The following is a 19,636-nucleotide window of genomic DNA, read 5'->3' on the forward strand; positions in this document are numbered from 1 at the left end:
GTACCACGACCGGAGATGGAGAATACGTCTTCGATCGGCAGCAGGAACGGCTTGTCAATCGCACGCTCTGGTTCCGGGATGTAAGAATCCAGGAAGCCAGCCAGTTCGATGATTTTCGCTTCCCACTCTGCGTCGCCTTCCAGCGCTTTCAGAGCAGAACCACGAACGATCGGCGTGTCGTCGCCCGGGAAGTCGTACTGAGACAGAAGTTCACGAACTTCCATTTCAACCAGTTCCAGCAGCTCTTCGTCATCAACCATGTCGCATTTGTTCAGGAACACGATGATGTACGGAACGCCTACCTGACGACCCAGCAGGATGTGCTCACGGGTCTGCGGCATCGGGCCGTCAGTCGCAGCAACAACCAGGATCGCGCCGTCCATCTGCGCAGCACCGGTGATCATGTTTTTAACATAGTCGGCGTGCCCCGGGCAGTCTACGTGTGCGTAGTGGCGGGTCGGGGTATCGTATTCAACGTGAGAAGTGTTGATGGTGATACCACGCGCTTTTTCTTCCGGAGCGTTATCGATCTGGTCGAATGCACGAGCAGCACCGCCGTAGGTTTTAGCCAGTACGGTGGTGATTGCAGCGGTCAGGGTAGTTTTACCGTGGTCAACGTGGCCGATGGTGCCGACGTTAACGTGCGGTTTTGTACGTTCAAATTTTTCTTTAGACACGGCTATATTCCTTACTATAGCGCTCTCCCCTTCAGGAGAGAGCACGGGATTTTGGTTTTTAACCCTGCGGCTTATTTACCACGGGCTTCGATTACGGCCTGAGCAACGTTGTTCGGCGCATCATCATACTTCAGGAATTCCATAGTGTACGATGCGCGACCTTTGGTCAGAGAACGCAGCTGAGTTGCATATCCGAACATTTCAGACAGCGGTACTTCAGCGTGGATCTTAACGCCTGTAACTTCAGATTCCTGACCTTTGAGCATACCACGACGGCGGCTAAGGTCGCCGATAACGTCACCAGTATTCTCTTCAGGTGTTTCTACTTCAACCTTCATGATCGGCTCAAGCAGAACTGGTTTTGCTTTCTTAAAGCCTTCTTTAAAGGCGATAGACGCAGCCAGTTTAAACGCCAGCTCAGAGGAGTCAACGTCATGGTAAGAACCGAAGTGCAGACGCACGCCGAGATCAACTACCGGATAACCCGCCAGCGGGCCAGACTTCAGCTGCTCCTGGATGCCTTTATCAACGGCCGGGATGTATTCGCCAGGAATTACACCACCTTTGATGTCGTTGATGAACTCGTAACCTTTCGGGTTAGAGCCCGGCTCCAGCGGGTACATGTCGATAACAACATGACCATACTGACCGCGACCACCAGACTGTTTCGCGTGTTTACCTTCGATGTCGGTAACTTTCGCGCGAATCGCTTCGCGGTAAGCAACCTGAGGTTTACCCACGTTAGCTTCAACGTTGAATTCACGCTTCATACGGTCAACGATGATATCCAGGTGAAGTTCACCCATACCAGCGATGATGGTCTGGTTAGATTCTTCATCAGTCCATACGCGGAATGACGGGTCTTCTTTCGCCAGACGGCCCAGAGCCAGACCCATTTTTTCCTGGTCAGCTTTGGTTTTCGGTTCTACCGCGATGGAGATTACCGGCTCAGGGAATTCCATACGTTCCAGAATGATCGGGTTTTCCGGATCACACAGGGTGTCACCGGTCGTCACGTCTTTCAGGCCGATAGCAGCCGCGATGTCGCCCGCGCGAACTTCTTTGATCTCTTCACGTTTGTTGGCGTGCATCTGAACGATACGACCGAAACGCTCACGTGCGGTTTTCACGGAGTTCAGTACGGTATCACCAGAGTTAACCACACCGGAGTACACACGGAAGAAGGTCAGGTTACCCACAAACGGGTCGGTAGCGATTTTGAACGCCAGCGCAGAGAACGGCTCGTCGTCGCTTGCGTGACGCTCAGCCGGAGTATCTTTACCGTCGTCCAGAATACCGTTGATCGCAGGTACGTCTACCGGGGATGGCAGGTAATCAATTACCGCATCCAGCATCGCCTGAACACCTTTGTTCTTGAATGCAGAACCACAGGTTACCAGGATGATTTCGTTGTTCAGAACGCGCTGACGCAGAGCTTGTTTGATCTCTTCTTCAGTCAGTTCTTCACCACCCAGGTATTTTTCCATCAGCTCTTCAGAAGCTTCTGCGGCGGACTCGATCAGGTTCTGGTGCCATTCGTTAGCCAGGTCCTGCATGTCAGCCGGGATATCTTCGTATTCGAAGGTAACGCCCTGGTCGGCATCGTTCCAGTTGATGGCTTTCATTTTCACCAGGTCAACAACGCCGGTGAAACCTTCTTCAGCACCAATTGCCAGCTGCAGCGGAACCGGGTTCGCGCCCAGACGGGTTTTGATCTGACCAACAACTTTCAGGAAGTTCGCGCCCATGCGGTCCATTTTGTTAACGAACGCAATGCGCGGAACTTTGTATTTGTTTGCCTGACGCCATACGGTTTCAGACTGCGGCTGAACACCACCAACTGCGCAGTAAACCATTACCGCACCATCGAGAACACGCATGGAACGTTCTACTTCGATAGTGAAGTCAACGTGCCCCGGGGTGTCGATGATGTTGATGCGATGCGGTTCATACTGCTTAGCCATACCAGACCAGAATGCAGTAGTCGCTGCGGAGGTGATAGTAATACCACGCTCCTGCTCCTGCTCCATCCAGTCCATGGTAGCTGCGCCGTCATGAACTTCACCGATTTTGTGGTTTACACCGGTGTAGAACAGAATACGTTCGGTAGTAGTGGTTTTACCGGCGTCGATGTGCGCACTGATACCGATATTACGGTAGCGTGCGATGGGTGTTGTACGAGCCATTTGATTCCTCGTTGATATCTTTAGGCGTTCAGTTAAGTTATCCAACACGGGCGACTTACCTGAAGCGCCCGCCTGGTGACTATGACTCCGAAGGGATTACCAACGGTAGTGTGCGAACGCCTTGTTGGCTTCTGCCATACGGTGAACGTCTTCACGTTTCTTAACTGCAGTACCTTTGTTGTCTGCAGCATCAGAAAGTTCGTTCGCCAGGCGCAGAGCCATGGATTTATCACCGCGTTTACGAGCAGCTTCTACGATCCAACGCATTGCCAGAGCATTACGACGGACCGGACGGACTTCAACTGGTACCTGATAAGTAGAACCACCTACACGGCGGGATTTAACTTCTACAGTCGGGCGAACGTTTTCGAGAGCGACTTCGAAAGCTTCCAGTTCAGATTTACCAGAACGCTGAGCCAGGGTCTCCAGCGCGCTGTATACGATTGATTCTGCAGTAGATTTTTTACCATCTACCATCAGGATATTGACAAATTTAGCCAGCAGTTCTGATCCGAACTTCGGATCCGGCAGAATTTTACGCTGACCAATGACGCGACGACGTGGCATGGAAATACTCCGTTGTTAATTCAGGATTGTCCAAAACTCTACGAGTTTAGTTTGACATTAATTTAAAACGTTTGGCCTTACTTAACGGAGAACCATTAAGCCTTAGGACGCTTCACGCCGTACTTAGAACGAGCTTGCTTACGGTCTTTAACGCCGGAGCAGTCAAGCGCGCCACGAACGGTGTGGTAACGAACACCCGGGAGGTCTTTAACACGACCGCCACGGATCAGGATCACGGAGTGCTCCTGCAGGTTGTGACCTTCACCACCGATGTAGGAAGTCACTTCAAAACCGTTAGTCAGACGAACACGGCAAACTTTACGCAGTGCGGAGTTCGGTTTTTTAGGAGTGGTAGTATATACACGAGTACATACGCCACGTTTTTGCGGGCATGCTTCCAGCGCAGGCACGTTGCTTTTCGCAACTTTGCGAGCACGTGGTTTGCGTACCAGCTGGTTAACTGTTGCCATTAAATAGCTCCTGGTTTTAGCTTTTGCTTCGTAAACACGTAATAAAACGCCCTCACACAATATGAGGACGCCGAATTTTAGGGCGGTGTCGAAAAGGTGTCAAGAAATATACAACGATCCCGCCATCACCAGGCCATCTGGTTGGCATACTTAACCGTGAGTCTGACAAACTCAGTATAGTCAACCCTGACGACACTGTCTGAAATTTGACCACCCAGGCCGCGGGCGTCAATGTCTTCTTTCAAGGCATAGACCGTTATGGGGGCATCGCGCAGACTTTCAAGGAAGCGGTTACCTTCAATCGCGACGGTAACGCCATCCTGGAGCAACAAAAGCGCATCGCCCTCTTTTAGCAGGCGCAGCAAAGCGGGAAAATCAACGCTCGAAGCGCAATGAGGTAAGGTATGCAGCATAAACGCCTCAGAATCTCAGTATGACATCATAGTTGCCAAGCTCGCGGCGTAACGCCACGGGTTCCAGCGGCGTGGCGTCTACCACAAAATTAACGTTCTCCAGACCACGCTCGCGCAGCGATGCCGCGCAGATCCAGCATTGATCAATATCGTACAAATCAAAGAGCTTGAAAGTAGCAATATAGTCACGCGCCAGCACAGCGTCTGGTTTTTGTCCTGGTAATAACTGAAAGACGCCGTCGCTGATAAAAAAGACGCCCAGCGCTTCCGTTAGCGCTGACGTCGCCAGCAGCGCATCCAGCCCTTCACGGCCTGAGGCGCTACCATGTGGCGCGGTGGAAAAGACAAATGCAATACGTTTCATTAAAACTGCACCACCCGATCGCAGGTGAGAGAAGCCTCCGCCAGCGCGCCCAGGCCGCTTAGCGTAAAGCCCGGCTGAAGATTGGCGGACGGCAACGCCAGTCTGCCGGCTTCAGTTTCATCAATAATACCGCGACGAAGCGCCGCCGCGACACAGATGTTCAGCGCTACGCCATGCTGCGTATTCAATTTCTGCCAGGCGCGTACCAGATCATATTCATCGCTCGCCGGCGAGGTCAGGAGATTGGCGTTATAGACCCCTTCCCGATAGAAAAAGACGCTGGCTAACTCATGCCCCTCATTGAGCAGCGCGTGGGCGAACTGCAATGCGCTGCTGGCCTGCTGGGTGCCATATGCCGGCCCGGTGACCATAATGGCATAACGCATTATTTATCCTGCCCCTGAAAATCGCCGCTTTTGAACTGGCGAATATAGAGGTAAACCGTGTGTTTTGAGATATTCAGACGATCGGCTACCTGGTTAATGGCGTCTTTAATATCGAAAATGCCTTTTTCGTACAGGTTAAGGACGATCTGACGATTTTTCGCATTGTTAGAGACATTACGATCGGCATTCACTTCTTCGATCGTGAACTCCAGCGTCTGGGTGACTAAATCTTCGACTGAGGAGGCAAAATTAACCGCTGAGCCGACTTCCGGCGTTTCCGGCGGAATAAAGGTATTCATAATCTGTGAAAATGGCACATCAAGATTCATGTTGATGCACAGTAGACCAATGACGCGCTGCTCGCGGTTGCGAATGGCAATCGTCAACGACTTCATCAAGACACCGCTTTTCGCGCGCGTGAAATAGCATTTCGACACGCTACTGTCCGCCCCTGTCATGTCGTGCAACATGCGCAACGCCAGGTCGGTAATCGGCGAGCCAATTTTACGGCCCGTATGTTCGCCATTGGCAATACGAATGGCTGAACATTTTAGATCCTGCAAAGAGTGCAATACGATTTCACAATGGGAACCTATAAGCATCGCTAACCCGTCCACTACCGCTTCGTAGGATTTCAGAATATCGAAGTCGGTTTGCTCGAAGGGACGCTGATCCAGCAAATCAAGTTCACTGGTTTCGTTGGTTAAAAGCGACCTGGACATGAAAAAAAACACTCCTTTTCAGGAGCCTGTCGTTATGTTTTCAGGGCAGGCTCATTATTTACGCGGATGATTAAATTAATACAGTGAGGGTTCATCTTTCCAGTACTAATTTGCTCGTCTATTTCAGACTACGTGTGCGTTGGCGGTCATTCAGCCTACGGTCTCGCCCTTAACGACCAGCACAAGCGCCGTTATCCGCAAATCAAATTATGGTGAGTAATATATCCGGCCTGAATAAAAAAAACCGCCGCTATTACAAGCGGCGGCTCTCAGTTTTTATTTTTTAGCAGCATCTGCGGCTTTAGCGTCAGCCGCATCGGCAGGTTTAGCATCCGCTTTCGGCGCTGGTTTGATATCCAGCAGCTCTACGTCGAATACCAGGGTGGAGTTCGCCGGGATACCCGGAACGCCCGTTTTACCGTAGGCCAGCGCCGGTGGGATAACCAGCTTGATCTTGCCGCCTTTCTTAATATTTTTCAGGCCTTCAGTCCAGCCAGGGATAACGCCGTCCAGACGGAAGGAGAGCGGTTCGCCGCGCGTGTAAGAGTTATCAAACTCTTTACCGTCGATCAGCGTACCTTTGTAGTTCACCACAACGGTATCGCTATCTTTCGGCGCTTCGCCTGTGCCTTCTTTCTCTACTTTGTAAAGCAGACCGGTAGAGGAGGTTTTCACGCCTTTCTCTTTAGCAAAAGCGTCGCGGAACGTTTTACCTTTTGCTTCGTTATCGGCAGCGTCTTTTTCCATCTTCGCCTGAGCAGCGCTCTTCACACGTGCTTCAAACGTCTGCAGCGTTTGCTCAATTTCCTGATCGGACAGTTTGCTCTTATCGGCAAAGGCATCCTGAACGCCGGCAATCAACTGATCTTTATCCAGTTTGATGCCCAACTTTTCCTGCTCTTTAAGCGAATTTTCCATGTAACGACCCAGCGAGGCGCCCAGCGCATAAGCCGCTTTTTGATCGTCGTTTTTAAATGCTGCTTTGCTATCAGCGGTAGCTGCCGGTTTCGCCGCATCAGCAGCAAAAGTGATCGGTGCGTGCATAGCAACGGCCATCGTCGTTGCCAGCAGCGTGGCTTTAAACAGTGATTTCATCCATATCTCCAGGGCCGGGGCATCTCGCCCCATGTTAACTTACGTAAGAAGCGTACTATAAATCGTTGCAGAACAAATCAACATACGAACACGCCCTATTATCACTTCTTTTCAGACTCTTTTTGTTTAAATTAGTTTCGTAGGGCGCGTAATGGTTGCTGTGAAAGCCGGTAAAGTTAAGTAGAATCCGCCGACGGAGACAACATAAAGAGGTACATCATGCAGGATATCACGATGGAAGCTCGTCTGGCTGAACTGGAAAGCCGTCTGGCGTTCCAGGAGATTACCATAGAAGAACTAAACCTGACGGTAACCGCACATGAAATGGAGATGGCGAAGCTGCGCGATCATCTGCGTTTGCTCACGGAAAAGTTAAAAGCCAGTCAGCCGTCAAATATCGCCTCTCAGGCAGAAGAAACGCCGCCGCCGCATTATTGAGACGAAAAAAAAGCGGGGATAACCCGCTTTTTTTGTGCCCGATGATTTATCGAACCAATGATAATACCCTAAGGATTTCGAGTCACAGCAAGGCGGCAAGCTTGAAAATTCCCCGGGAGCATAGATAACTATGTGACCGGGGTTTGAAAGCGTAGCCAACACCGCGGTGGCTTGAAAGACGACGGGGATTAATGGCAACCGCAGCCGCCTTTACCACCACCGCCGCAGCAGCCTTCGCCGCCGTGCTCGTGACCATGGTCATGACCATGACCGCCACAGCAGCCATCTTCACCGTGATCGTGGTGGTGATCGTGCGCGCCGTGAACATGACCGTGGGCCAGTTCTTCTTCAGTCGCTTCACGAATCGCAACAACTTCTACGTTAAATTTCAGATTCTGGCCAGCCAGCATGTGGTTACCATCAACCACAACGTGATCGTCTTCCACTTCGGTAATCTCTACCGGTACCGGGCCCTGGTCGGTTTCCGCCAGGAAACGCATCCCTACCTGCAGTTCATCAACGCCCATAAAGACGTCTTTAGGCACACGCTGCACCAGATTTTCGTCATACTGACCGTAAGCGTCGTTCGCGCCAACAGCGACATCAAATTTGTCGCCAACTTCATGGCCTTCCAGCGCGGTTTCCAGACCAGAGATCAGGGAGCCGTGACCGTGCAGGTAATCCAGCGGCGCACTCACCGGAGACTCATCAACCAACACACCGTCTTCTGTACGTACCTGATAGGCCAGGCTGACCACCAGGTCTTTTGCTACTTTCATGATATCTCCTGAGCATGGGAAGAATAGTGGCGCAGATTGTAGCGGAATTCTGCAGCCGTGTACCCCTTAGCTTAAAAAAACCTGCGGCATATCGCTAGTCCGGATGAAAAATCCCGATCACTTGCTCTTCTTTGCGAACATGCTCGCGAACGTCTTTATCCGCTTCCCGCATTTGATGCCCGCACTTAACGCATTCAACAATATCGACATTATTTTCACGCCACATCGCCATTGTGTCCTGCGCCTGACAGGCCGGACATTTCGCGCCTGCAATAAAACGTTTACGGATTGCCATTGTTTTACCCCTACTCAAATTCATCCCAGCCATCCAACTGGCGCCGTTCCTGTTGCATTTCGCGCTGAAAAATCTCCTCCAGTTCGCGTCGGGCCTCTCTGGCGCGCGAAATCTGTACCATGTCGCTATGCTCCGGGATCAGTTCCCGCAACATTCGCATATCCAGCCGACGAAAATGCAACTGCGCGCGTTGCGCCTGATGCGGATGCATACCTAACGACACCAGAGTTTTACGTCCCAGTTCCAGCGCGCTGGAAAACGTTTCACGGGAAAACTGCGTGACGCCAGCCTGTAATAACTCATGGGCCTCCACACGTCCACGCGCTCGCGCAAGAATATGCAGATGAGGAAAATGCTGCTGACACAGCGCCACCAGCTTCATCGTGTCTTCCGGTTCATTACATGTGATGACTATCGACTCCGCCGCTTCCGCGCCCGCAGAACGCAGCAGCTCGACTTGTGTAGCGTCGCCGTAATACACTTTATAACCATATTTGCGCATCAGATTAACGGCGCCGATATCGCGTTCCAGCACGGTGATACGCATCTTATTCGCCATCAATAAGCGAGCGATCACCTGACCAAAACGGCCAAAGCCGACGACAATTACCTGGGGCTTATCATCCTCAACCCACGGCTTTTCATCATTCTCTTCCGGGCCATTAAGGCGGCGCGATAGCCACTTATCAATCCCTTTCATCAGTAGCGGTGTGGTCATCATTGATAACGTGACAGTCACCAATAATAACGCCATCTGATCGCCCTGAAACAGGCGCTGAGAAGAGGCGGTAGAAAAGAGCACAAAAGCGAACTCGCCCCCCTGACTCAGCACGCTGGCAAACTGCATCCGTTCAGAACTTCTTATTCCATATAACCGCGCCAGCAGATACAGCGTCAGCATTTTTATGACGACCAGAATAACAACGCTCGCCGCCACCCACAGTAAATGGGTATAAAGTACGCCGAGATTTAGCGACATACCGACGGAGATAAAGAACAGCCCAAGCAGTAAACCTTTAAAGGGATCGATAGCGTTTTCCAGCTCATGCCGGTATTCGCTCTCTGCCAGTAAAACGCCGGCAATGAAGGTTCCCAGGGCCATCGACAGTCCCAGCGCATCCATAAATAAGGCGGCGCTCAACACCAGCAACAGCGTCGCGGCAGTGAAGACCTCCCGCACGCCGGACGCAGCAATAAAACGAAATACCGGGCGCAGCAGGTAACGACCGCCAATCAGCATTACCGCGAAAGCCAGTACCTTCATTGCCACTTTAAACCAGTCGAAATGCTCGTCGGCCGATCCCGCCAATAAAGGCACCAACGCCAGCGCGGGGATCACCGCTAAATCCTGAAACAGTAAGACGGAAAACCCTAACTGCCCGGACTCGCTACGATTCATGCCTTTCTCGCGCATCAGTTGTAGCGCCATCGCCGTCGAAGACATCGCCAGGCCAATCCCGCCGACGACCGACGCCTGCCATAAGAAATCAGCAAGCATCAATAATCCCGCCAGCACCGCCGCGCTTAACAGCACCTGAGCAGCGCCGACGCCGAAGATAGAGCGCCGCAGTTGCCAAAGCCGGGACGGATTGAGTTCGAGACCAATGATAAACATCAGAAACACGACGCCCAGTTCGGAAAAGTGCAGGATCTCGTCAACATCGCTGATAAATCCCAGCCCCCACGGACCGATGGCGATTCCCGCCAGCAAATACCCTAGCACCGCGCCGATGCCCAGCCTGGCGGCCAGCGGCACCGCCGCCACCGCCGCGAAGAGGAACAACACTCCCGCTGTCAATAAATCAGCACCTTCCATCAATAGCCTCCCGCGCTCACAGGATTCGCCAGCCACTCGCCATAGGCTTTCGCATGACTGGCCAGCGTCTGCGGCGACTGGCGGCGCGCCCAGTACACAATAATGGGCGGCATCCAGTGCATCCGGCACATGGCCGCGGTCAGTTCAAAAGGGCGGAGTACATCGCTCATTGGATAGCGGTTTAGCGCGTCATACCGGTAAGCGCTCTCCGGCTCGCCGGTCGTAATCACGCTACGCCAGTACTTTCCCACCAGTTGGTTTCCCCCTGGTCCGCTGGCGAACCCCCGACTCAAAACGCGATCAAGCCATTCTTTCAGTAAAGCCGGACAGCTATAGGTGTAAAGGGGATGCTGAAAAACAATGACGTCGTGCTCACGTAACAGGGTTTGTTCATAGGGCGTGTCGATAAAAAAATCAGGATAACGCGCATAAAGATCGTGCACAGTTACGTTATTGTGCTGTATGGCCGGTTTAAGCAGTACCCGGTTAGCAACCGAGTCCTGAGATTCCGGATGGGCATACAACAGCAAGACTTTCGCTGGCTGAGACATCAATCCCCCTCCCGGTTGTTTTGGGTCGATACATGCCATTCTTCAGGCCGCTTCTACGTTGACAGCGTTTGTTCAACTCAGAAACGTACTCCATGTCCGCCGCTGGGGATTAATGAGAGATATTCTTGTCTCTCACCAAAGGCGGCCTGAATGATTTTGTGTATCGTTGTTGTTTTGAGCTACCATTGCGCTCCAGCGCGGCGGTACGCCCGAATATTACATTATCATAATGATAAATTAACATAGTCTGAACATACGGCGCCTTATGATTGTTTTCTCCTCGTTACAAATTCGTCGCGGCGTGCGCGTCCTACTGGACAATGCCTCGGCTACCATTAATCCAGGCCAGAAAGTCGGCCTGGTGGGTAAAAACGGCTGCGGTAAATCTACCCTGCTGGCATTGCTAAAAAATGAAATCAGCGCCGATGCCGGGAGTTTTACCCTGCCCGGAACCTGGCAATTAGCGTGGGTGAATCAGGAAACACCTGCGTTGCCTCAGCCAGCGATTGAGTATGTCATTGACGGCGACCGTGAATACCGGCAGTTGGAGGCGCAGCTTAACGACGCCAACGAACGTAACGACGGACATGCTATCGCCTCCATACATGGCAAGCTGGACGCCATCGACGCATGGACCGTTCGCTCGCGCGCCGCCAGCCTGTTACACGGCCTCGGCTTCTCTAACGATCAGCTGGAACGTCCGGTCAGCGACTTTTCCGGCGGCTGGCGGATGCGCCTTAACCTGGCCCAGGCGCTGATTTGCCGTTCCGATTTACTGCTGCTCGACGAACCGACCAACCACCTCGATCTGGATGCCGTTATCTGGCTGGAAAAATGGCTGAAGAGCTATCCGGGCACCCTGATTCTGATCTCCCACGATCGCGACTTTCTTGACCCGATAGTGGATAAAATTATCCATATCGAACAGCAGACTCTGTTCGAGTACACCGGCAACTACAGCGCGTTTGAAGTTCAGCGCGCCACGCGCCTGGCGCAACAGCAGGCGATGTATGAGAGTCAGCAGGAGCGTGTGGCGCATCTGCAAAGCTACATCGACCGTTTCCGCGCCAAGGCCACCAAGGCCAAGCAGGCGCAAAGCCGTATCAAGATGCTTGAGCGTATGGAGCTGATTGCGCCGGCTCATGTCGACAACCCGTTCCATTTCAGCTTCCGCGCGCCGGAAAGCCTGCCGAACCCGCTGCTGAAAATGGAAAAAGTCAGCGCAGGTTATGGCGATCGCATCATTCTGGAATCCATCAAGCTGAACCTGGTGCCCGGCTCGCGTATCGGCCTGCTGGGCCGCAACGGCGCGGGGAAATCGACGCTGATCAAGCTGCTGGCGGGCGAACTGGAACCGTTGCACGGTGAAATCGGCCTCGCCAAAGGCATTAAGCTCGGCTACTTCGCCCAGCACCAGTTGGAGTTCCTGCGCGCCGATGAATCCCCGTTGCAGCATATGGCGCGTCTGGCGCCGCAGGAACTGGAGCAGAAGCTGCGCGACTATCTCGGCGGCTTCGGTTTCCAGGGCGACAAAGTAACGGAAGAGACGCAACGTTTCTCCGGCGGCGAGAAAGCGCGCCTGGTGCTGGCGCTGATTGTCTGGCAGCGTCCAAATCTGCTGTTGCTCGATGAACCGACCAACCACCTGGATCTCGACATGCGCCAGGCGCTCACCGAAGCGCTGATTGATTTCGAAGGCGCATTGGTCGTCGTGTCGCACGACCGCCACCTGATTCGCTCCACCACTGACGACCTCTATCTGGTTCACGACAAAAAGGTCGAACCGTTCGACGGAGACCTGGAAGATTATCAGCAGTGGCTGAGTGACGTGCAGAAGCAGGAAAACCAGGCCGACGACGCGCCGAAGGAAAACAACGCCAACAGCGCCCAGTCACGCAAAGATCAGAAGCGTCGCGAAGCCGAGCTACGCACTCTGACGCAGCCGCTGCGTAAAGAGATTACCCGTCTGGAAAAAGAGATGGAAAAGCTCAACGCCCAGTTAGCGCAGGCGGAAGAGAAGCTCGGCGACAGCAGCCTGTATGACCCCAGCCGTAAAGCGGAGATGACCGAGTGTCTGCAACTGCAGGCCAGCGCCAAATCCGGGCTGGAAGAATGTGAAATGGCATGGCTTGAGGCGCAGGAACAGCTTGAGCAGATGATGCAGAACGACTAAGAGCCTATCCCATTAGGCTATTTTATTCGCCATTTTAGGGCCGGGCAGTGCTCGAAATCCTCACGTACTATGTGTACGCTCCGGTTTCTGCGCGCTGTCCTGCCCCAAACTGGCTTCAACAATTACGCCTACTGGGATAGGCTCTAACGCACGGAGCGGACGATGAACCTGTCGATCACCGATGACATTACCTTCCGCAAGCTCACCATCTTCATGATGTTTGTGGAGAAGGGTAACATCGCCCGCACCGCCGAGGCGCTGCACACGCTGAAAGAGAACGTTCGTTGTCCGCTGTTCGTCCATAAAGGCCTCTTCGGTACTCGTCCCGATATAAAGGTTACCGTTGCGGTCGGCAGCACCGGAACAGAAGGCTGCGTTATGTGATTTAGCGGCAAAGGTTGCCGTGATTTATTTTCGTCAGCGCGTCGTTCACGCCAAATAATTTAAACGTCACCTCATCAACGCCAAGATTTTTCAGACGCGCAGTGTGTTTTTTAATATAAGCCTGCGCCGTTTCTTCGGATTCAAACAAGTAAATCCCGCCAGCTTGCTGGTTTTTCTCGCTTTCTGTCCAGATTTTCCAGATGAAGCCCGGCTCCTCATTGATAGACTCCGCCAGCCCGACCAGTTGCTGAGTCATCTCCTCGCCAAAAGGGCCGCTAAAGTTAAAATGGATCTGTAAAAGTGTCTTCGACATGCCTTCTCCTTGAGTCACATAACTATCGTGTTGCCACACTACCACGATTAATTCGGCTGATGCAGAGGTTCACGCGATTTCTGTGGGGTATTGCGCGCGCCTTGCATACCGCCCCCTCTGGTGAAATGAGGCGCAATTTTATTTCGCCAGACGACCAATTGAACGTAAAATCACATATTGACTAATCTGTGAACCTTATGCGCGGTATAGTATTGTTTCCAATTATCAATTGTTCTGGTGCTATGGTTGAGATCACGTCCACAGAAATGACCCCGCCTGTCAATGACTCGCATGAATTTATTCCCATGCGTGGCATTCGTAATCGCCATTTACAAACTATGCTGCCGCGCTTAATCCGCCGCAAAGTGAAGTTCAACGCCCACTGGCAGCGGCTGGAGCTACCGGACGGCGATTTTGTCGATCTGGCATGGAGCGAAGAACCGCAACAGGCAAAGCATAAACCGCGGCTGGTGGTCTTTCACGGTCTGGAAGGCAGCCTGAACAGCCCCTATGCCCACGGGCTGATTGAGGCGGCGCAAAAGCGCGGCTGGCTGGGCGTGGTGATGCACTTTCGCGGCTGTAGCGGCGAACCCAACCGTCTGAATCGTATTTACCACTCCGGTGAAACGGAGGACGGAGCCTGGTTTTTACGCTGGTTACAGCGGGAGTTCGGCGCCGTTCCGACAGCCGCCGTGGGCTATTCGCTCGGCGGTAATATGCTGGCGTGCCTGCTGGCGAAAGAAGGCCGCGATATTCCCATCGAGGCGGCGGTGATTGTTTCTGCGCCCTTTGTTCTCGAAGCCTGTAGCTACCATATGGACAAAGGGTTTTCCCGCGTCTATCAGCGTTATTTGCTTAATCTGTTAAAAGCGAATGCGTCACGCAAGCTGGCGGCGTACCCCGGGTCGCTGCCGGTGAATCTGGCGCAACTGAAATCAATGCGCCGTATTCGCGAGTTTGACGACCTGATCACCGCGAAAATTCACGGCTTTGCCGACGCCATCGACTACTATCGTCAGTGTAGCGCCATGCCGTTGCTTAACCAGATTGCTAAACCGACGCTGATTATTCACGCTAAAGACGATCCGTTTATGGATCATCATGTGATCCCTAAAGCGGAAGATCTGCCCCCGCAGGTGGAGTATCAGCTAACTGAGCATGGCGGACACGTAGGATTTATCGGCGGTACGCCGCTGCGCCCTGAAATGTGGCTGGAACGCCGAATTCCTGACTGGCTGACAACGTACCTGGAGGCGTCATCATGATCATTCCCTGGCAGGGGCTCGCCCCCGACACGCTGGACAACCTGATCGAAAGCTTTGTGTTGCGCGAAGGCACCGATTATGGTGAACATGAACGTTCGCTTGAACAAAAAGTCGCTGACGTAAAACGCCAACTGCAATCCGGCGAGGCCGTGCTGGTATGGTCTGAATTACATGAAACGGTCAATATTATGCCGAAAAAGCAGTTTCGCGAATAAAACGCCTTTGCCGACAATACATTATTACTAAAGCTCAATCATGGAGTTGCCATGTCAGCCAAACATCCGGTGATAGCAGTAACAGGGTCAAGCGGCGCGGGGACCACCACCACCAGCCTCGCGTTTCGTAAAATTTTCGCGCAGTTAAATCTGCACGCCGCCGAGGTGGAAGGCGACAGTTTTCATCGTTACACCCGCCCGGAAATGGACATGGCGATCCGCAAAGCGCGTGACGCCGGGCGGCATATCAGCTATTTCGGGCCTGAAGCCAATGACTTCAGCCTACTGGAACATACTTTTATTGAGTACGGGCAGACGGGTAAAGGCCAGTCGCGTAAATATCTGCATACCTATGATGAAGCCGTACCGTGGAATCAGGTTCCCGGCACGTTTACCCCCTGGCAGCCGCTTCCCGAACCGACCGATGTGCTGTTTTATGAAGGGCTGCACGGCGGCGTCGTCACCCCGCAACATGATGTCGCGCGTCATGTTGATCTGTTGGTTGGCGTGGTGCCTATCGTCAACCTCGAGTGGATTCAGAAACTGATTCGCGACACCAGCGAGCGCGGACACTCCCGTGAAGCGGTGATGGATTCCGTGGTGCGTTCCATGGACGACTACATCAATTACATTACGCCGCAGTTCTCGCGTACCCATATCAACTTCCAGCGCGTACCGACCGTCGATACATCCAATCCGTTCGCCGCAAAGGGTATTCCCTCGCTGGATGAGAGTTTTGTGGTGATCCATTTCCGCAATCTGGAAGGGATCGATTTTCCCTGGCTTCTGGCGATGCTCCAGGGCTCGTTCATTTCTCACATTAATACATTAGTAGTGCCGGGCGGTAAAATGGGGCTGGCGATGGAGCTGATTATGTTGCCGCTGGTGCAGCGATTAATGGAAGGCAAAAAAATCGAATAACCGCGGTGAAATGCCCGATGGCGCTACGCTTATCGGGCCTACGAGATAAAAACGGGTAGGCCGGATAAAGCCACGCCGCCATCCGGCATCACATGTTACGCCGCAATCACTTCATACGAATGGGTAATATTGACCGCTTTTTCCAGCATTAGCGCCACCGAACAATATTTTTCCGCGGAGAGATCGACAGCGCGCGCGACGGCAGCCTCTTTCAGATCGCTGCCGGTAACGATAAAATGCAGATTAATGTGCGTAAACAGGCGCGGCGCGTCTTCCCGGCGCTCGGATGTCAGCTTCACTTCGCAGTTGGTGACATTCTGACGGCCCTTTTGCAGGATTGATACCACATCAATAGCGCTACATCCGCCAGCCGCCATTAATACCATCTCCATCGGACTCGGCGCTTTGTCACCGGAGTTACCATCCATTAAAATCTGGTGGCCGGAGGAGGACTCTCCGAGGAACGTGAGCCCTTCAACCCACTTTACACGCGCTTGCATATTTCGTAACTCCAATGTTTCAATTTTCCTGAAAGATTACGCGCATACAACAAAAGTCGCAATGGAAGGCGACCTGGGTCATGCTGAAGCGAGACACCAGGAGACACACGGCGAAAGCTATGCTAAAACAGACAAGATGCTACAGTAATACATTGACGTACTGCATGTATGCAGAGGACATCACATTACAGGCTACAATCTATTTTCGTAGCCCCCTTCCCAGGTAGCGGGAAGTATATTTTTGCAACCCCAGAGACAGTGCCGTTTTCTGGCTCTGGAGACAGCTTATAACAGAGGATAACCGCGCATGGTGCTTGGCAAACCGCAAACAGACCCGACTCTTGAATGGTTCTTGTCTCATTGCCACATTCATAAGTACCCGTCAAAGAGCACGCTGATTCACCAGGGTGAAAAAGCAGAAACGCTGTACTACATCGTTAAAGGCTCCGTGGCAGTGCTGATCAAAGATGAAGAAGGGAAAGAAATGATCCTTTCTTATCTGAATCAGGGTGATTTTATTGGTGAACTGGGCCTGTTTGAAGAAGGCCAGGAACGCAGCGCCTGGGTACGTGCGAAAACCGCATGTGAGGTCGCTGAAATTTCCTACAAAAAATTTCGCCAATTAATCCAGGTCAACCCGGATATTCTGATGCGCCTCTCTTCCCAGATGGCTCGTCGCTTACAAGTCACTTCTGAAAAAGTAGGTAACCTCGCCTTCCTTGACGTCACCGGGCGTATCGCTCAGACGCTGCTGAATCTGGCGAAACAGCCCGATGCCATGACGCACCCGGATGGGATGCAGATCAAAATCACCCGTCAGGAAATTGGCCAGATCGTCGGCTGCTCCCGCGAAACCGTTGGTCGTATTTTGAAAATGCTGGAAGATCAAAACCTGATCTCCGCGCATGGCAAGACCATCGTCGTCTACGGCACCCGTTAATTCCGTCAGAATGGCGCGTTTTATCATGCGCCATTTTTGTTTGCATCGATGTGGCGAAGACTGATTTATCACCCAGAGATTAATTACGCACTACGGCAAACGCTGGTGCTGTGCCTGCCTGTGGCTGTCGGTTTATTGATAGGCCAGCTACACCTGGGCTTGCTTTTCTCTCTCGTTCCCGCCTGCTGCAACATTGCAGGTCTGGATACCCCGCACAAACGCTTTTTTAAACGCCTGATCATCGGCGCATCGCTGTTCGCCGGATGCAGTCTGGTAACGCAACTTCTGCTGGCGGAATCCATCCCCCTGCCGTTGATCCTGACCGGGCTCACGCTGGTGCTTGGCGTGACGGCGGAAATTAGCCCGCTTCACGCGCGGTTACTGCCAGCGTCGCTGATTGCCGCCATCTTTACCCTGAGTCTTGCGGGATACATGCCCGTCTGGGAGCCGCTGCTCATTTATGCGCTGGGCACGCTATGGTACGGCGTGTTTAACTGGTTTTGGTTCTGGCTATGGCGCGAACAGCCGCTGCGCGAGTCATTGAGTTTGTTATACCGTGAACTGGCCGATTATTGCGAAGCGAAATACAGCCTGCTCACCCAACATATCGATCCGGAAAAAGCGCTGCCTCCCCTGCTGATACGCCAGCAAAAAGCGGTCGATCTCATTACCCAGTGTTACCAACAGATGCATATGCTTTCGGCGCACAACAATAATGATTACAAGCGCCTGTTACGGGCTTTTCAGGAAGCGATGGATTTGCAGGAGCACATCTCCGTCAGCTTGCATCAGCCGGAAGAGGTACAGAAACTGGTAGAACGCAGCCATGCGGAAGAGGTGATTCGCTGGAATGCGCAAACGGTCGCCGCCCGTCTGCGCGTGCTGGCGGATGACATTCTTTATCATCGTCTGCCGACGCGCTTCTCCATGGAAAAACAGATTGGCGCTCTGGAGAAGATCGCCAATCAGCATCCTGAAAATCCGGTAGGCCAGTTCTGCTATTGGCACTTCAGTCGAATCGCCCGTGTGCTGCGTACTCAGCGGCCGCTGTACGCCCGCGACCTGATGGCCGATAAACAGCGTCGTCTGCCGCTACTTCCGGCGCTGAAAAATTATATGTCGCTAAAATCGCCGGCGCTACGCAACGCCGGACGCATCAGCGTGATGATGAGCATCGCCAGTCTGATGGGCAGCGCGTTGCACCTGCCTAAACCGTACTGGATACTCATGACGGTGCTGTTTGTCACCCAAAACGGCTATGGCGCGACGCGCGTACGTATTCTGCACCGTTCGGTCGGAACGCTGGTCGGCCTGGTGATTGCCGGCGTCACGCTGCACTTACATATTCCCGAAAGCATTACGCTGGCGGTCATGCTGGTACTAACGCTGGCAAGTTATCTGATTATTCGTAAAAACTACGGCTGGGCGACGGTCGGCTTTACGGTGACGGCGGTATACACCATCCAGTTACTGACGTTAAACGGAGAGCAGTTTATTGTGCCGAGGCTGATCGATACGCTGATTGGCTGTTTAATTGCCTTTGGCGGCATGGTCTGGCTGTGGCCGCAATGGCAAAGCGGGCTATTACGTAAAAACGCCCATGATGCGCTGGAAGCCGATCAGGAAGCTATCCGACTGATCCTCAGTAACGATCCGCAGGCCACCCCGCTCGCTTATCAAAGAATGCGGGTCAACCAGGCGCATAACACGTTATTCAACTCGTTAAATCAGGCAATGCAGGAACCGGGATTCAATACCCACTATCTGTCGGATATGAAACTGTGGGTCACGCACAGCCAGTTTATTGTCGAGCATATCAACGCTATGACGACGCTGGCGCGGGAACACACCATGCTGACGCCGGATCTGGCGCAGCGCTATCTGGAATCTTGCGAGATTGCGATTCAGCGCTGCCAGCAGCGCCTGGAGTACGACAGGCCAGGCGGCTCCGGCGATGTCAATATTCTGGAGTCGCCGGACATGCCGTCACATGGCTTATTGAGCACTCTGGAGCAACATTTACAGCGCATCATTGGCCATCTGAACACCATGCACACCATTTCGTCGATGGCCTGGCGTCAGCGTCCGCATCACGGTATCTGGCTGAGTAAGCGGCTACGGGATACAAAAGGTTAAGACCGACTGCCGGATGCGCTACGCTTATCC

General features: G+C 52.9%; 23 protein-coding genes. 8 read left to right on the forward strand and 15 right to left on the reverse strand.

Annotated features, from left to right (window positions below):
* From ACLJPQ_RS11875 to fkpA, 9 genes are all read right to left on the reverse strand, one after another.
* Positions 1–677 (reverse strand): GTP-binding protein (locus tag ACLJPQ_RS11875; RefSeq protein ID WP_079965015.1); only part of this gene is annotated, 677 nt, incomplete at its 3' end.
* A gap of 71 nt (positions 678–748) precedes the next feature.
* Entirely contained in the window at positions 749–2,863 is a 2,115-nt protein-coding gene (gene fusA / locus ACLJPQ_RS11880) for an elongation factor G (protein ID WP_000124693.1), read from the reverse strand.
* Positions 2,864–2,959: 96 nt separating this feature from the next.
* Positions 2,960–3,430: a 30S ribosomal protein S7 gene (gene rpsG / locus ACLJPQ_RS11885; protein ID WP_001138042.1), complete on the reverse strand. Its 471-nt coding sequence runs from the start codon at positions 3,428–3,430 to the stop codon at positions 2,960–2,962.
* Between the two features lie 95 nt (positions 3,431–3,525).
* Positions 3,526–3,900 (reverse strand): 30S ribosomal protein S12, encoded by a 375-nt coding sequence (rpsL, locus tag ACLJPQ_RS11890; protein ID WP_000246815.1) that lies wholly within the window; start codon positions 3,898–3,900, stop codon positions 3,526–3,528.
* A 125-nt stretch (positions 3,901–4,025) separates the two neighbouring features.
* Positions 4,026–4,313, reverse strand: coding sequence for a sulfurtransferase complex subunit TusB (tusB, locus tag ACLJPQ_RS11895; RefSeq protein ID WP_000903400.1), 288 nt, complete (start codon positions 4,311–4,313; stop codon positions 4,026–4,028).
* A gap of 7 nt (positions 4,314–4,320) precedes the next feature.
* On the reverse strand, positions 4,321–4,677 hold the full coding sequence (tusC, locus tag ACLJPQ_RS11900; protein WP_000820705.1) for a sulfurtransferase complex subunit TusC: 357 nt from the start codon (positions 4,675–4,677) through the stop codon (positions 4,321–4,323).
* The gene (gene tusD, locus ACLJPQ_RS11905; RefSeq protein ID WP_001268010.1) at positions 4,677–5,063 is read right to left on the reverse strand and encodes a sulfurtransferase complex subunit TusD; all 387 of its coding nucleotides are present in this window, start codon (positions 5,061–5,063) and stop codon (positions 4,677–4,679) included. The genes tusC and tusD overlap by 1 nt, the downstream gene beginning before the upstream one ends.
* Positions 5,063–5,785, reverse strand: a complete 723-nt coding sequence (locus tag ACLJPQ_RS11910) for a transcriptional regulator (protein WP_000091471.1) — start codon at positions 5,783–5,785, stop codon at positions 5,063–5,065. Before ACLJPQ_RS11910 ends, tusD begins: the two co-directional genes overlap by 1 nt.
* Before the next feature lie 276 nt (positions 5,786–6,061).
* Positions 6,062–6,880: an FKBP-type peptidyl-prolyl cis-trans isomerase gene (gene fkpA / locus ACLJPQ_RS11915; RefSeq protein WP_000838225.1), complete on the reverse strand. Its 819-nt coding sequence runs from the start codon at positions 6,878–6,880 to the stop codon at positions 6,062–6,064.
* A gap of 219 nt (positions 6,881–7,099) precedes the next feature.
* Between fkpA and ACLJPQ_RS11920 the strand changes: the two genes are divergently transcribed.
* Positions 7,100–7,318 carry a protein SlyX gene (locus ACLJPQ_RS11920; protein ID WP_001152701.1) on the forward strand — a complete coding sequence of 73 codons (219 nt, stop codon included), beginning with the start codon at positions 7,100–7,102 and terminating at the stop codon, positions 7,316–7,318.
* A 188-nt stretch (positions 7,319–7,506) separates the two neighbouring features.
* Here ACLJPQ_RS11920 and slyD read toward each other — a convergent pair whose 3' ends face one another.
* The 4 genes from slyD to kefG form a co-directional block, all read right to left on the reverse strand.
* The gene (slyD, locus tag ACLJPQ_RS11925; protein ID WP_000861341.1) at positions 7,507–8,097 is read right to left on the reverse strand and encodes a peptidylprolyl isomerase; all 591 of its coding nucleotides are present in this window, start codon (positions 8,095–8,097) and stop codon (positions 7,507–7,509) included.
* 94 nt (positions 8,098–8,191) lie between these two features.
* On the reverse strand, positions 8,192–8,392 hold the full coding sequence (locus ACLJPQ_RS11930; protein WP_001007735.1) for a YheV family putative zinc ribbon protein: 201 nt from the start codon (positions 8,390–8,392) through the stop codon (positions 8,192–8,194).
* Between the two features lie 10 nt (positions 8,393–8,402).
* Complete coding sequence (gene kefB, locus ACLJPQ_RS11935) at positions 8,403–10,208, reverse strand: glutathione-regulated potassium-efflux system protein KefB (protein WP_023138256.1); 1,806 nt, start codon at positions 10,206–10,208, stop codon at positions 8,403–8,405.
* Positions 10,208–10,759, reverse strand: coding sequence for a glutathione-regulated potassium-efflux system ancillary protein KefG (kefG, locus tag ACLJPQ_RS11940; protein ID WP_080185142.1), 552 nt, complete (start codon positions 10,757–10,759; stop codon positions 10,208–10,210). Before kefG ends, kefB begins: the two co-directional genes overlap by 1 nt.
* A 265-nt stretch (positions 10,760–11,024) precedes the next feature.
* Here kefG and ACLJPQ_RS11945 point away from each other — a divergent pair, with 265 nt between their 5' ends.
* On the forward strand, positions 11,025–12,932 hold the full coding sequence (locus ACLJPQ_RS11945; RefSeq protein ID WP_000634765.1) for an ABC transporter ATP-binding protein: 1,908 nt from the start codon (positions 11,025–11,027) through the stop codon (positions 12,930–12,932).
* A 162-nt stretch (positions 12,933–13,094) separates the two neighbouring features.
* Positions 13,095–13,316, forward strand: coding sequence for an ATPase component of ABC transporter with duplicated ATPase domain (locus ACLJPQ_RS11950; protein WP_010835113.1), 222 nt, complete (start codon positions 13,095–13,097; stop codon positions 13,314–13,316).
* A 1-nt stretch (position 13,317) separates the two neighbouring features.
* Here the strand turns inward: ACLJPQ_RS11950 and ACLJPQ_RS11955 are convergent, their stop codons facing one another.
* A complete protein-coding gene (locus ACLJPQ_RS11955; RefSeq protein ID WP_000047689.1) occupies positions 13,318–13,629 on the reverse strand; it encodes a monooxygenase in 312 nt (103 codons plus the stop codon).
* A gap of 197 nt (positions 13,630–13,826) precedes the next feature.
* Here ACLJPQ_RS11955 and ACLJPQ_RS11960 point away from each other — a divergent pair, with 197 nt between their 5' ends.
* The 3 genes from ACLJPQ_RS11960 to ACLJPQ_RS11970 are packed head-to-tail and all read left to right on the forward strand — an operon-like array spanning position 13,827 to position 16,030.
* Positions 13,827–14,894 (forward strand): hydrolase, encoded by a 1,068-nt coding sequence (locus tag ACLJPQ_RS11960; RefSeq protein WP_001214115.1) that lies wholly within the window; start codon positions 13,827–13,829, stop codon positions 14,892–14,894.
* On the forward strand, positions 14,891–15,109 hold the full coding sequence (locus ACLJPQ_RS11965; protein ID WP_000586568.1) for a YheU family protein: 219 nt from the start codon (positions 14,891–14,893) through the stop codon (positions 15,107–15,109). The genes ACLJPQ_RS11960 and ACLJPQ_RS11965 overlap by 4 nt, the downstream gene beginning before the upstream one ends.
* A gap of 51 nt (positions 15,110–15,160) precedes the next feature.
* Complete coding sequence (locus ACLJPQ_RS11970; protein ID WP_001274690.1) at positions 15,161–16,030, forward strand: phosphoribulokinase; 870 nt, start codon at positions 15,161–15,163, stop codon at positions 16,028–16,030.
* Between the two features lie 95 nt (positions 16,031–16,125).
* Here the strand turns inward: ACLJPQ_RS11970 and ACLJPQ_RS11975 are convergent, their stop codons facing one another.
* Complete coding sequence (locus ACLJPQ_RS11975) at positions 16,126–16,530, reverse strand: OsmC family protein (RefSeq protein ID WP_001148919.1); 405 nt, start codon at positions 16,528–16,530, stop codon at positions 16,126–16,128.
* Between the two features lie 307 nt (positions 16,531–16,837).
* Between ACLJPQ_RS11975 and crp the strand changes: the two genes are divergently transcribed.
* Positions 16,838–17,470: a cAMP-activated global transcriptional regulator CRP gene (crp, locus tag ACLJPQ_RS11980; RefSeq protein WP_000242758.1), complete on the forward strand. Its 633-nt coding sequence runs from the start codon at positions 16,838–16,840 to the stop codon at positions 17,468–17,470.
* A 48-nt stretch (positions 17,471–17,518) separates the two neighbouring features.
* Positions 17,519–19,606, forward strand: a complete 2,088-nt coding sequence (locus ACLJPQ_RS11985; protein WP_000269311.1) for a YccS/YhfK family putative transporter — start codon at positions 17,519–17,521, stop codon at positions 19,604–19,606.
* The last annotated feature ends 30 nt before the right edge of the window (positions 19,607–19,636 follow it).

The sequence above is a fragment of the Salmonella sp. SAL04213 genome (genome assembly GCF_046550535.1).
Classification (GTDB): Bacteria; Pseudomonadota; Gammaproteobacteria; order Enterobacterales; family Enterobacteriaceae; genus Salmonella; species Salmonella enterica.